This window comes from Moorena sp. SIO3E8, assembly GCF_010692445.1.
Taxonomy (GTDB): domain Bacteria; phylum Cyanobacteriota; class Cyanobacteriia; order Cyanobacteriales; family Coleofasciculaceae; genus Moorena; species Moorena bouillonii.
In genome coordinates, this window is the sequence record NZ_JAAHHM010000088.1 from 14055 (window position 1) to 29049 (window position 14995).

4 protein-coding genes and 1 pseudogene are annotated in these 14995 nt (G+C 44.0%); 4 read left to right on the forward strand and 1 reads right to left on the reverse strand.

Annotated elements, in window-relative coordinates:
- Positions 1–411: 411 nt before the first annotated feature.
- The 4 genes from F6K46_RS27420 to F6K46_RS27435 all read left to right on the forward strand — a co-directional run bounded on the left by F6K46_RS27420 (position 412) and on the right by F6K46_RS27435 (position 14468).
- Positions 412–2901, forward strand: coding sequence for a hypothetical protein (locus F6K46_RS27420; RefSeq protein WP_293063097.1), 2490 nt, complete (start codon positions 412–414; stop codon positions 2899–2901).
- Entirely contained in the window at positions 2898–9509 is a 6612-nt protein-coding gene (locus tag F6K46_RS27425) for a hypothetical protein (protein WP_293063099.1), read from the forward strand. The genes F6K46_RS27420 and F6K46_RS27425 overlap by 4 nt, the downstream gene beginning before the upstream one ends.
- A 947-nt stretch (positions 9510–10456) precedes the next feature.
- On the forward strand, positions 10457–11464 hold the full coding sequence (locus tag F6K46_RS27430; protein WP_293063101.1) for an OmpA family protein: 1008 nt from the start codon (positions 10457–10459) through the stop codon (positions 11462–11464).
- 256 nt (positions 11465–11720) lie between these two features.
- The gene (locus F6K46_RS27435; protein ID WP_293063103.1) at positions 11721–14468 is read left to right on the forward strand and encodes a DEAD/DEAH box helicase; all 2748 of its coding nucleotides are present in this window, start codon (positions 11721–11723) and stop codon (positions 14466–14468) included.
- 11 nt (positions 14469–14479) lie between these two features.
- Here F6K46_RS27435 and F6K46_RS27440 read toward each other — a convergent pair.
- A pseudogene (locus F6K46_RS27440) lies at positions 14480–14869 on the reverse strand (transposase); the annotation flags it as partial.
- Positions 14870–14995 lie beyond the last annotated feature (126 nt).

Here is a 14995-nt window from a genome sequence, read left to right on the forward strand (position 1 = left end):
AAGTACAGGGACTTAAATAATTTATTGAATAGCCAATATTACTCATTCTGTCCGTTGTAACAGTTTTTATAGGGCTAAATAAAATTCTGTATTAATACTTATATTTTAATGAATAATAAGTATTGATTATTAGAGGAATTAGAGATTTTAGTAAAAAGCGTCTTACAGCATTGTTCTTGTAGCTATTTCGATACATAATAGGTCAGAATAATATAGCATAATAAGTATTAAAAATACATAGATATAGATAATGAAATAATCAGCGCAATCTGCGCTATTTTTTGCTTAAATTTACGTTTTTTATATAAAAAAAACGACAATAGTTTTAAATAAAAAAAATAACCGAAATTTTAAATTTTATAAAAACACCGAATTTAACTAAACAAAACTATCCAGTGATTTACTATCAAAATGTCCAAATCAACCCCTTACTGGAAGAAGCGTTTCCCAAAGCTGCTAGCAACAGCTTTAATAGCAGGTATCTTACCCACATCTCCACCAGTACTATCCCAAACTCAGACAGCTGAAATTTCAGCAACAACTGGTCAGACACCGCTACAGTGTACAGCTCCTGAAACAGTAGAAGCAACTGTGATCAATCAAGTCACTTATCGGTACCAAATGCCTCGTGCTCCGAGGGGAAGATCGTCTCCACCTAGTGAGTTCTTCATTACTGGTACTTCTAGGAAAGTGAACACTGAAACCTCTAAACAAGGAACTCTCAATCTGGTATCTCAGGGGATTCAAGATGGGGAAGGCCAGTTGGTATTTGGCTTAGGTGCTATGACTGATGCCCTTGAGGATGAACTAGTAACCTTGGGCTTTACTTCAGAAGAAGCCAGCAATGCCAGTATCCAAGCAGTAATGAGTTTTGCTAATTCATCCACTGACACTACCGCTGATCAAGTCATCACTGCTGCCAAAACTGCTATTGAAGAAGCAATACCGAATAAAGCTGCACTCTTAAATGGGGAGAATAGTCAGACAGATCAAGTCATAGCTCTAGTCTTTACTGGACTAGCTCAACAAGGCTTAGAATCTATTGGTATTGCTGAAGCCGATGCCGCAACTGCTGAAAATACTGCCGCTGGCTTAATTCCAACTGACTTAAGTACCACTACTTTTACCGAGATTCGCCAGCAAGCATTTGATGAAGCGCTCAATGCTATCCCTGAACAACAACAACTCTTGAGCCAAGCTAAAGACTCTCTTGAGCAAGACCTAGGAAACATTCAGTCTGGTCAAGGGTCGCGGGTGCAATCGGGAGATGTTGTGAGTTTCCGTTATGCCTTGCTTAATACCGGAGATGCAGCAATTGAAGTAGAAACTCCCCAAGCTAATGTGATTGCTCAAAGTGGCTTGGTGGGGTCAGCTTCGATTGGCAATGTAACTGTTGAGGGTTTGGAGGAAACCCCGGAAACCCTGACAATCGAGCCTGGGCAGGAGGTGGTGCTGAATGTGCAAGTGGCAGTTAATGCGGCTGAAGACAACGATGAACAAACTATAGCTCTAGGATTTAGCAGTAATTGTGGTCAAGACAATACTTCCCTACAAACCGCACAACAGACCATAGCTACTATAGCTCCTACACCAGACCCCAGCTTAGAACTGATTGACCCGTTTGGGGAAATCCGGGGTTGTGACAATGAACTGTTGGATGACTATACCGGATTTAGCGTTGGCTTATTTGATCCAGACCCCAATGACCCCACAGGATTCTTGAATGCTGTAGAACTCACCACCACTGAATTTCCCGATGACCCCAATAACACCATTCCGGAAGGGATTCAACCTAACACTACCAATGCCAATCCCTTTTTCCTTAGCAATGAGGACAATGAAAACCGAGGTAGATACAGCTTTCTGTTTGATCGAGACCGAGGTCAGTTAGACCTCGGTCGAAGCTACATTTTGGTGGTTAATCCACCCGCTAATAGCAATTTCCTGCAACGACGGATTCGACTGACGATCACTAATGTTGATGAAGCGCAAAGTATAGTCTCCTATACTGCTACGTCTTTAGATGGTTTACCGATTAGTACCGATGCCAATCCCACAGAAATACAGGGTGAATTCCTGATTCGGAATGCGGAACGGGAAGGTCTGGTTTTGGGATTGTTGAATGTAGATACGGGTATTTGTGACCTTGAATCGATTCGGATTACCAAGAGCGCAGACCGAGCTACGGCTGAACCAGGAGATACTATCATCTATCGCCTCTCTTTGCGCAATCTAGCCAGTAGTGCTGTGCAAGACATTGTAGTCACTGACGACTTACCCCTAGGATTTAAATTCCTTGAAGATTCTGTCCGGGGCGAGTTACAGCAAGAATCAGTGGATATTGAAACCACACGAGATGGCGCAACAATTACTTTCACGACAACAGAGCCAATTCCAGAAGGTGGAGTATTGAACATTGCTTATGGGGTGCAAGTTACCCCAGATGGCATCCGGGGTGACGGGGAGAACTCAGCAATTGTTGCTGCGGAACGGGATGACAACGGTTGGGATATCAAAGATGGGCCAGTGGTTCATCGAGTACGAGTTGATCCCGGCATTATTTCCGACTGCGGCACCTTACTAGGTCGAGTATTTGTAGACAAAAACTTTGATGGTCATCAGCAACCAGGAGAACCGGGAGTTCCTAATGCGGTGATCTTTATGGAAAACGGTAACCGAATTACTACTGATGCCAATGGTCTGTTCTCGGTGAAAAACGTTCTACCGGGATACCACACTGGAGCTTTAGACCTGACTAGCCTTCCAGGTTACACCCTAGCTCCCAATACCCATTTCAGTGAAGGCAACAGTCAATCGAGACTCGTGCGTTTAGAGCCTGGTGGTATGGCACGCATGAACTTTGCAGTCACTCCGACCTTCAACGAAGAGGATCAGCAATGAAATTAATTGATAATTATAACATATCTTGTAAACTACAGCTAATGGGAGCGATCGCTGGTAGCGTTACCATGGTGCTGTATCCTGCTATCGCTGAAGCTGAATCAAGCCAAGCAGCAGAGGAAAATTTACCAGTCATTGACCTGAAGCCAAGTCAACTACCTAGCCTTGAGCTTAAACAAGAACCAATCCTCAGCTTCAATCCCGGTCTGGTTCCCTCCCTAAACCAAAATGATCTATCAACAACAATTGGTCTAAGACAGCGTTCCAGTTTTAACATCAACGATGGACAATTTCCTAGGGTCGATCTCAGGTCAGATCAAGTCCCTAGGCTCAACTGGAAACGAGAACCTATCGTTAGTTTCAACTCGACTCTGACTCCTTCACCAGTCCAACAGACAGAGCTCTCCTCAGACATCGCCCTCGCACCTGTAGTGGACTTGAGTAAAGGTTCGCTACCTAGTTTTGCTCTACTGCCTGGTCAACTACCTCAGCTGAACTCACCAAAAGCTCTACTTGCTAATCTAGACCTGAAACAACAGCAAAGGGTTAGTCTTAACAATAGTGTCAATACTGAAGCTAGAGAAACTATACCGATTGACCTACGGTCACGCTACGCGAACGCGCCAAGTCGGTCAGATACTAAGATTGCTTATGCACCTGGTATCGATATCCAACTCGAACAATTACCGAACTTTGCTGTTAATAGTGAATTCCCTAACTTAAATTTAAGTAACGCTAAATTAGACAACCTTCAACTGCCCTCCCAGCAAAGGGTTAGTCTCAATCCCAATATCAATACTAAAGCTAGAGAAACTATACCGATTGACCTATGGTCACGCTACGCGAACACAACAAGTCGGTCATCTACTGAAATTGCCATTGGCCGTAGGTCAGGCTACGGGATTGACCGTAGGTCAGGCTACGGGATTGACCGTAGGTCAGGCTACGCGATCGCATCTAGTATCGACTTCCAGCAGAGAAAATTACCTGAGTTTGCGGTTAATCGTGAATTACCTAAGATCGATTTAACTAACGATAAGTTAGACAACCTTCAACTGCGTACGCCCCAAAGGGTTAGTCTCAATCCTAGAGTTAATCCTGAAGCTAGAGAAACTATACCGATTGACCTATGGTCACGCTACGCGAACGCACCAAGTCAGTCACCTACTGAGATGGCGATTGCAGCTAGTATCGACTTCCAACAGGGACAATTACCTGAGTTTGCGGTTAATCGTGAATTACCTAATATCGATTTAAGTAACGATAAATTAGACAACCTTGAGCTGCGTTCGCGTAGCGTGGCCGTAGGCCAATCGCCCCAAAGGGTTAGTCTCAATCCTACGGTTAATCCTCAAGCTAGAGAAACTATACCGAACGCGGAAACTCAGTCAAATCAAGAGATTGCGTATGCACCTGATCTCGATATCCAAGTGGGAGACTTACCCAACTTTGAGCTCAATGGTAATCAATTACCTAAAATCGATTTAACTAACGATAAGTTAGACAACCTTGAGCTGGGTATGCCCCAAAGAGTTAGTTTTAATAGTATCAATAATGAAGCTAGAGAAACTCTACCGATTCCAGAAACTCAGTTAGACCAAGACATTGCTTACGCACCTAGTATTGATATCCAAGTTGGAGACTTACCCAACTTTGAGCTCAATGGTAATCAATTACCTCAGATAGATTTAACTAACGATAAGTTAGACAACCTTGAGCTGGGATTGACCGTAGGTCACGCTACGCGAACGCCCGAAAGGGTTAGTTTTAATAGTATCAATAATGAAGCTAGAGAAACTCTACCGATTCCAGAAACTCAGTTAGACCAAGACATTGCTTACGCACCTAGTATTGATATCCAAGTTGGAGACTTGCCTAACTTTGAGCTCAATGGTAATCAATTACCTCAGATAGATTTAACTAACGATAAGTTAGATAACCTTGAGCTGGGTACCCCCGAAAGGGTTAGTTTTAATAGTATCAATAATGAAGCTAGAGAAACTATACCGAACGCGGAAACTCAGTCACCTCAAGAGATTGCCTATGCACCTGATCTCGATATCCAAGTTGGAGACTTACCCAACTTTGAGGTTAATGGTGAATTCCCTAACTTAGATTTAACTAACGATAAGTTAGACAACCTTGAGCTGCGTTCGCGTAGCTTGGCCGTAGGCCAATCGCCCCAAAGGGTTAGTTTCAATCCTACTGTTAATAATGAAGCTAGAGAAACTATACCGAAGGCGGAAACTAAGTTAGACCAAGAGATTGCTTACGCACCTGGTATTGATATCCAAGTGGGAGACTTACCTAACTTTGAGGTTAATGGTGAATTCCCTAAGATCGATTTAACTAACGATAAGTTAGATAACCTTGAGCTGCGTACCCCCCAAAGGGTTAGTTTTAATAGTATCAATAATGAAGCTAGAGAAACTCTACCGAAGGCGGAAACTAAGTTAGACCAAGAGATTGCTTACGCACCTGGTATCGATATCCAAGTGGGAGACTTACCTAACTTTGAGGTTAATGGTGAATTCCCTAAGATCGATTTAACTAACGATAAGTTAGATAACCTTGAGCTGGGATTGACCGTAGGTCACGCTACGCGAACGCCCCAAAGGGTTAGTTTTAATAGTATCAATAATGAAGCTAGAGAAACTCTACCGATAACAGAAACTCAGTTAGACCAAGACATTGCTTACGCACCTGATATTGATCTCCAATTTGGAGACTTACCCAACTTTGAGGTTAATGATGAATTCCCTAAGATCGATTTAACTAACGATAAATTAGACAACCTTGAGTTGCCATCCCAGCAAACCGTTAGTCTCAATCCTACTGTTAATCCTGAACCAATCCAGCAGATAGAAGCATCACCACCAGTAATTGAACCGAGTCAAGAGCAACTAATTAGCTTTAACCTAAGACAGGAACAATTAGCAAGCTTTGACCTAACAGATGAACAACTTATAAGCCTGGATTTGACACAGGAGACATCATTCAACCTTGACCTAAAACCAGTTGAACTTCCAACAATTGCTTTTGCGGAATTAGGAGAAGAGTACCAAGACACTCTCGAAATCGCCAACTACTGGATACGGCAAAGAAGACGCAACCGCAGACAAAGACGCCAACAACGAATAAGAGAATCGACTCCATCTCCTACTTCTAAACCCAAATCATCCTATTTAAAAGTACTTGCCCCTACTTCGGATAAGGTATTAGATATCCCAGCAACTAGCATTATTTTACAATATGCTTTGGGAGCTGAGGTGGAACTTCGGGTCAATGGTGAACTGATAGACCCCTCCTTCATTGGACGCACAGAAACAGATACACTAACTAATCTTATAACTCAGACTTGGTATGGTATTGTCCTTAAGGAAGGGGAGAATACGATCACTGCCACTATCGCTGGGTCAGATAACGTAATTTCTATACCGGTACAAGTAAGGGGAAGACCCGATAAACTGGTTGTGGAAACCCGCGAGGCTCGTATCCCAGCCGATGGACGTTCTCTAGCAACGGTTAAGGGTCGGTTATTGGATAAATTCGGTAATGTCTCTCACCGCGATAGCATTGTTACCTTATACACTAGTGACGGTGAGTTCGTTGGTGTAGACCAAAACCCAGACCAACCGGGATTTCAGGTAGAAGCTCGCAAGGGGCAATTTACGACTGAACTGCGTTCAGGCTTAGACGCTAAAACGATTCGGATTAGTGCTGCTACTAATGATTTAGAAGCCTTTACCCAAATGCAGTTTGAAACTGCACTGCGCCCGAGTTTAATAACTGGCGTGATCGATATGCGTTTGGGAACTGAAGGGACAGACTTTTTCAAGGGCTTTCGGGACTTTTTACCAGAAGATGAAGATGATGACACTAAATTTGACATCCGATCTGCTGCTTTCTTCACTGGAAGCCTTGGCGATTGGTTAATCACTGGGTCATTTAATACTGACCATGCTTTGAACAAAGGCTGTGATTGTAATGATAGTAATCGGTTATTTCGCGAGTACCAATCCTCTGAACAAGACTATCCCGTTTACGGTGATAGTTCGACAGTGGATGTAACTACTCCTTCTATCGATAATGTCTATCTGAGGCTAGAACGCTCTGGTACAAAAGTAGGAATAGAAGCGGACTATTTGATGTGGGGGGATTACAACACTGAGGAGTTTTCTAGACGCTCTCAGCTATTTACTTCCACAAGGCGCAAACTCCATGGCTTCAAGACTAACTACAACTTTGGTAAGTTTCAAGTTACTGGATTGTTCGCCAATAACGTAGAAGGCTTCCAGCGGGATACGATTGCCCCTGATGGTACTAGTGGTTTTTACTTTCTGTCTCGGCGACTATTGGTTCCTGGTTCAGAAGAGGTTTATATCGAGTTAGAAGAACTACAGCGACCTGGTACTGTAATTCAACGAGAACGTCTCAGTCGGGTCAGTGACTATGAAATTGACTATGACCGTGGCACCTTATTGTTCAACCAACCAATGTTACGTACTGACTTGGATGAAGAAGGACAAGTCTTAGTGCGGCGGATTGTTGTTACTTATCAATTTGATGGGGATAGCGAAGATACTAATATTTACGCAGGTCGGTTTCAATACAACTTCTCTCGGGAACTTAATCAAGAGAGTTGGCTCGGTGCTAGCTATCTACGGGAAAATCAGGGAGCTAGGGACTTTGAACTTTATGGTGTTGATGGTTTGTTCTCCTTTGGGGAGAATGTTCAATTAATCACAGAATACGCTCACTCTACCAATGATTCTGACGAATTAGGCTTAGTCAGCGGTTCAGCCTACCGCGTCCAACTAGACGGCAAATTTGGTGATGCTTTCTCCGGTAAGGCTTATTTGCGCTCCACTGAAACTGGCTTTGCCAATAACGCTACCGTTAGCTTTGTTCCTGGTCAAACCCGTTATGGTGCTCAGTTTCTGGCCAAACTAACTGATACGACTAGTTTTCGGGTACAGGTAGACCGGGAAACTAACCGAGGTATAGCTCCCCGAGTTGTTACTAGCTTTGGTGATTTATTCGACCCCCGTACCGAACCCCAGGCTGGTAATCGGGTGGATAATTCTCTAACTACTGTAATTGCGGGGATTAAGCAACGTATTGGTCCGGGTAGCCTCCAACTCGACTGGGTGTTTCGCGATCGCGAAGACCGTAAAGATGATTCTAGAAGTCGTACATCCAATCAGTTGCGATCGCGTTTTAAGATGCCCTTAACTGATAGGCTCACTTTCCAGGCTCTAAATGAACTAACCTTATCTAGCGAAACCGATTCAGTGTATTCAGACCGGACTGCGATCGGATTAGACTGGCGAGTATATCGAGGAATTACCATCAATATCGGACAACAATGGTTTACCCGAGGGCAATTTGAGGGACAGGAAATTACCCATCTTGGTATCAGTGGCGATTACAATCTTGGCTCTGATACCACTATCTCTGGACGTTACTCCATTGTTGGCGGATTAGATCAGATGACCGGTCAGGGCGCTATCGGATTGAAGCAGGGCTGGACGATTTTCCCTGGCATGCGACTAAACCTTGCTTATGAGCGGGTATTAGGTAATTTCCTTGGAGAAAACGCTGCTGCTGATCAGTTCAGTCAACCTTACGCTTTTGGTCAAGGAGCCTCAGCCCTTGGATTTGAGAGTGGAGAAAGCTACAGTATCGGTTTTGAATACACTGACAGTCCCGATTTCAAAGCCAGCTTCAAATGGGAGCATCGTTCTTCTAATCGTGGCAACAACACTGTCATCACTGGTGCCGCCTCTGGGAAATTGTCTCCTGCTATAACTGCTTTGTTTAGTTATCGACAGGCGAATGCTGCTAATCAAAGGCTTAGGAGCCGATTAGGAAACTCGATCAATTTCAGGCTAGGTGTTGCTTACCGTAATCCCGCAAGCGATAACTTTAACGCTTTAATGCGCTATGAATTTCGCCAGAATCCCGCTACTATTCCCGATACGATTTTATTGGGCAGTGGTACTGGTTATAACGAACATCTATTTTCCGGCGAAATGATATATGCTCCCAACTGGCGATGGGAATTTTACGGTAAATATGCTTTGCGTTATAGTAAATCCTATTTATCCAATGATTTAATCGGAGATAGCACCATTCATCTCGGTCAACTCCGAGCATCCTATCGTCTAGGCTACAACTGGGATATAGTCGGTGAAGCTCGCTTGATCTCTCAACCTTCAGCAGACTACTTTGAAAATGGCTTCCTGATTGAAACTGGCTACTACCTGACTCCCAGTCTGCGCCTTGCTGCTGGATACGCTCTTGGTAATATTGACGACTACGACTTCCGTGGCTCTCGTTCCGCCAGTGGTCCGTATTTAGGACTTACTGTCAAACTTGATGGTCTGATTGGTAATTTATTTGGCGGCTTTGGCAATCAAAAGGTAGCACCACCCCAGCAGCAGGAATCTCAAATTGAATTCATTGTTGAAGATAACCAAAAGCAAGAAAATCCCAATAAAACTAACCAACCTGTGGTTGAAGAAGGGCTAGAAGAAAACAGTAAACCCCTTTATAACGACAAATCAGAAGAGGATAACACACAAGCAAGAAGAACAGAAAAATAATAGTGTGTTCCGGTAATTTATGATTGGCAATTTTAGTATTATTGCCGATTAATACTGACAAATTTATTAGTATTAATTATCAAAAGTATTTAGTTTAAATTTAACTTCTTTTTATTAAAATCAATTTAATATTTTCCGCAACCTTTATTAAAAGCAGCTATTAATTCCAATATAATCCCTTATAATTTAAAGTCAAAATTTCACCTAAACCTATGATAAAAAAACTGACTATTCTAGTTTAATTTCATTTTTTAAAAATAAAAAAAACCACCTATAGTTATCAAAAAAAAACAGTATCTACCTAGTTTATTATCAAGCCTAGGCTTAAAAGAGTATACCATCAACCATGTCAGCTTTTGGGGTATGGGTGTTGAATGGCACAGGAGTTACCAAAAAAATTGGGTAATCGCGCCCCTTCCTTCTAGGACGGCTTTTTTTTTTAACTTTTTCTTGACAGTTTGTACTAGGTGTGCTACTCTAAAATTCTAAACAATAGACTTTTCAACTAGATAGATACTATCTAACCATAAGTAGGCAACGTAAAAAATATGTCTGAGATACATATTGCGTAATTTAGTCTAGCGATGCAGCGCGGTCTTGGGGGTTTCCCCCACTCGCGCTTTGCATCAAGACAACGACTTTAACGTCTATGAAAAATTTAGATCTAAAAAAGTATCTATCTCTAAAAAAAAAAGTAAAGGTACGGTGGGGCACACCGAAACCATTATCTATGATCAAAACGCTTAGGTCGAATCGGCCTCTACTCTTTCTGGTTCCGACCTGGCTGAGCAAGTCGGCTCGTTGTTCGCGTAGCGTGGCCATAGGCCAAGTAAGAATCCCCGTTCTTACTTCGGCGGGGAGTGTCAAGTCGGGCTGCCATATATGTGATCGGAGATGACCATCAAGTAATTGCTAACTAAATCATTCACCAAGCAGGACCAGGAGTGGTGGTTGCTGCTTATCCAGAAAGCGATCGCAATATCATCCAAGATAATCAATTTGCGGCTCTAGAAGGACTGAGCATTGACCTAGTAACTAGAAACCATACCGGAGCCAGACATTATCAAGTAGGTGATGGACCAAACCCTAAGCGAGACTCTCCTAACCGTAGGCGAGACACTGGTAATAATGCTGTGAATACACCTCGGTGGTTAGCGGTAGAGTTTTTTCAACGGGATGGTCAGGTGAGTTTGGATGGGTTAGCTGACCCTGGTTCTGAAGTAGATATCTATGTTGTAGACCAGGTTTCCCCAAAAACCCCTGGGTATGGTGCCTTGAGCAGGAAGATTGCTACAGCCGAAGCAGATCAAGAAGGAAAGTTTGGGATTAGTCTTAGTAATGTCCAGCCTGGGGATTACCTGAGTGCGATCGCAACTCACCCAGACTACGGTACCTCGGAACCAGCTGTGACTGTTGTGGTGCGTGCTCTTGATGATCAAGGGAATAGTATTGAGACAGGGTCAGCAACAACTCTACCGAACACAGCAAAGCCCCAGTGTACGAGCCGTCCAGTGGCCAGGGTTCCGATACAACCACAGTCCCCACAAATACCTGAACCCTTGGTTTTGAAGGTACCTAGGGTAATCCATTTTGCCCTTGACCAATCTAGGATTAGTCCCAGAACTGCCGCAGTACTCAACCAGATTGCCAGAGTATTGCAAGAATACCCCTTCATGACCATCGATATTCAGGGTCATACTGACTTCCGTGCTACTGTGGAATATAACCAAGCCTTGGGATGGCGGCGAGCCAAGGCAGCACGGGATTACCTGTTGCGTCTAGGAGTTGGGCCAGAACGGATGACTATTCGCTCCTTTGGTGAAAGTCAGCTAAGGACAACAGGAACTACATCAGTCAATCATGCTCGTAATCGTCGGGTGGAGTTTATCTTCCAAGATGTTAGGGGTTTGGAGATTATCTTTTTAGAACAAGAAGAAGATTTACAAATCGAGTAGCATAGGGATTTCTATGGATAATCCCCTATCGGAATAGTTTTTGGTAATAGCCTCAAACGCCCTATTCCAAAACACCTCAAGTTTGTCCCGCCCTTTGTTAGAGGAAACAACTCCCTATAAATACACCAGGGTTATCTTGAGTAAAATGGTGTACACCCTTTCAATTAATTAACTAACATACAATATATACAACCAATGGACTATGTAATTACAACCAATACAAACACGATCATATACCTTATTGGAAAAACCTTGTGTGAATATTGCTACTTCATCAGTAGACCTTGACCCGAAAAACCTATTTCCCTTTGAACTCGACGAGTTCCAAAAACAGGCAATTGAGGCTCTCAATCATAGTCAATCAGTAGTTGTCTGTGCTCCGACTGGTTCTGGGAAAACCCTAATTGGAGAATATACCATTTATCGTGCTTTGTCTCAAGGAGGACGTGTTTTCTACACCACCCCCCTCAAAGCGCTCTCCAACCAGAAACTAAGGGATTTTCGGGCAAAATTTGGCGCAGACAAAGTCGGTCTAGTTACCGGTGATTCCTCGGTCAACCGGGAAGCTTCCGTCTTAGTGATGACTACGGAAATCTTCCGTAATATGCTCTATGGTACCCCAATTGGTCAAGTGGGAGCCTCTATGCTAGGGGTTGAGGCGGTGATCCTAGACGAATGTCACTATATGAATGACCGACAACGAGGCACGGTTTGGGAAGAATCAATTATCTATTGTCCGCCAGATATTCAAATTGTTGCCCTCTCCGCCACCGTTGCCAATTCTGACCAGCTGACCGACTGGCTGAATCAAGTTCATGGCTCCACTCAGCTGATTTACTCTGACTTCCGACCTGTTCCTCTAGAGTTTTACTTTGCCCATCCCAAGGGAATTGTCTCCCTGCTGAATGACGACCACACCAAGATTAACAACTCCCTCAAAACCAGACGTCCTAAAAGCAAGGACAAACATGGACGTCCGGAAGGCCCCAGCATTAGCACTGTGGTGAGCAAACTAAAAAAACGGGAGATGTTACCAGCTATCTACTTCATCTTTAGCCGCCGAGGCTGTGATAAGGCAGTAGATGAGATGGGTCCAATATCCCTGGTCAATGAACAAGAAGCAGCTCAACTCAAGAAACGGATTGATGAATTTATCAGTAAGAATCCAGAAGCAGCTCGTACGAAACAAATTGAACCCCTCTACCGAGGTATAGCTGCCCATCATGCTGGAATTTTACCTGCTTGGAAAGGTCTAGTGGAAGAACTATTCCAACAAGGACTAGTGAAGGTGGTCTTTGCTACAGAAACTCTAGCAGCAGGAATTAATATGCCTGCTCGTACCACTGTTATTTCCAGTCTATCTAAGCGTACTGACCGAGGACACCGGCTACTGACTGCCTCGGAATTTTTGCAGATGGCTGGACGAGCAGGACGGCGAGGGATGGATACCAATGGCTATGTGGTGACGGTGCAAACCCCCTTTGAAGGGGCTAAGGAGGCGGCTTATCTAGCAACTGCTGGTGCTGATCCCCTAGTTAGTCAGTTTACCCCTACCTATGGTATGGTACTGAATTTGTTGCAAACTCACTCTCTGCCTCAAGCCAAGGAGTTAGTTGAACGCAGCTTTGCTCAGTACCTAGCTACTTTGTACCTCAAACCTCAACAACAGGCAATTACTGAACTGACTGCGGAACTGACTAGAATTGATTTTCAACTGGCACCGGTAGATGTGGCAGTAATGGAGGGCTATCAAAAACTGAAGGAACACCTGAAAGTAGAGCGCCGCATCCTTAAAGACCTGCAACACCAAGCAGAGGTATCTGTTTCTAAAGCCGTATCCCAATTACTACAACAGGTGCAACCGGGAGTCATTCTTTATTTAAAGGGCAAGAATGTGCCAGTGTCTTCTCCTGTTCCAGCTGTTTTGGTTTCTAAACAAAAGGGTTCCGGTCAATTCCCCTATCTGGTGTGCTTAAGTGCTGCTAACCGATGGTATGTGGCAACAACTGCTGATGTGATGGGGTTAGATGGCTTTCCTGAAGTGGCCGATGACCAAGTATCCAATGGCTCTACGGAAGATTACTCAACCGGCTCAACTCAAGGTGAATCCTCTGACATTATTAATCTTCGATGCCTTGATATTGGAACTCTCCAGCCTTTAGAGGGGCTTGAGATTAAACCAGGTCAAGTCAAAAGCGGAAATGAAGATACTGAAGCCTTGGCTAACCAAGTTCCCACCATTGCTCAACTCTGGGTTGCTCCAGAAGTGAGGGAGCAACAAGGTGTTGTTGCTGATCTAGAGGGTCAAATGGAAACCCATGCTCTTCGTCAGTGGGGTAATCCTTCTCAACTGATCAAACGCCACAAAAAACGGTTGTTTTTGCAGGAGCAAATTAACCAACGTCAAGCTAAATTCCGAGAATACCAGGCTCAGCATTGGCACGAATTTCTGAACCTGATTGAAATTTTAAAAGCATCTGGTTCTTTGGAGGACTTAACTCCCACTGTTCTGGGGCAAGCGGCTGCTTCGCTTCGGGGAGAAAATGAGTTGTGGCTAGCCTTAGCCATGCTGTCGGGAGAATTAGATGATTTAGACCCCCACCAACTGGCAGCAGCTTGCTCTGCTTTAGTTACGGAAACTCCTAGACCGGATAGTTGGACAAACTATCAACCAAGTGAGGAAGTGCTAGAAGCATTGACAAACCTCAGGAGGATTCGGCGTCAAGTATTTCAGCTACAGCGCCGATATCATGTCGCCTTACCGGTTTGGTCAGAGGATAGGTTAATTGGTCTAATAGAACAGTGGTCATTAGGCAAATCCTGGCGGGAGATATGCGGTAATACCAGTTTAGACGAAGGGGATGTGGTGCGAATTTTACGTCGAACCTTAGATATATTATCCCAAATTCCCCATGTGTTGCCTCTATCAGAGTCTTTAAAAGCTAATGCGATTCGTGCTGCTCAGTTACTTGACCGCTTTCCGGTTAATGAAAGAGTGAATTGACACTCCCCGACCTAAAGGCGCGGGGATTCTTCGTTCAACGATTCGACTTGCTGAACCTGGCCGGAACCAAGAGCAGTAGAGGTTAAATCTCCCGAAGTGTTCGGATCGATGATCCAGGTTCCGGTGTGCCCCACCGTACCCAAGGCTTTTTTCAGGATGTTGACTGCGGCGTTGTGGTCTCGGTCTAATTTACAACCACATTTGCAGACGTGAGTCCTAGTTGATAGCGACTTCTTGACTACCTCGCCGCATTCTGGGCAATTTTGACTTGTATAGGCAGGATTCACTGCAACCGTGACTCTACCAAACTTCTTGCCAAAATGCTCTAACCATTTCCTAAACTGATACCAACCTGCATCGTTAATAGACTTAGCTAAACAATGGTTTTTAACCAGATTTTTATTAAACTAAGCCAGTGAGTCACCTCACTGACTCGTCTTCAAAACCGGACGTGAGAGTTTCCCCTCATCCGGCTCCTCGTGATAGGAACCATTTTTTCATTGGTACCTCTTTACACTAGAACGGGT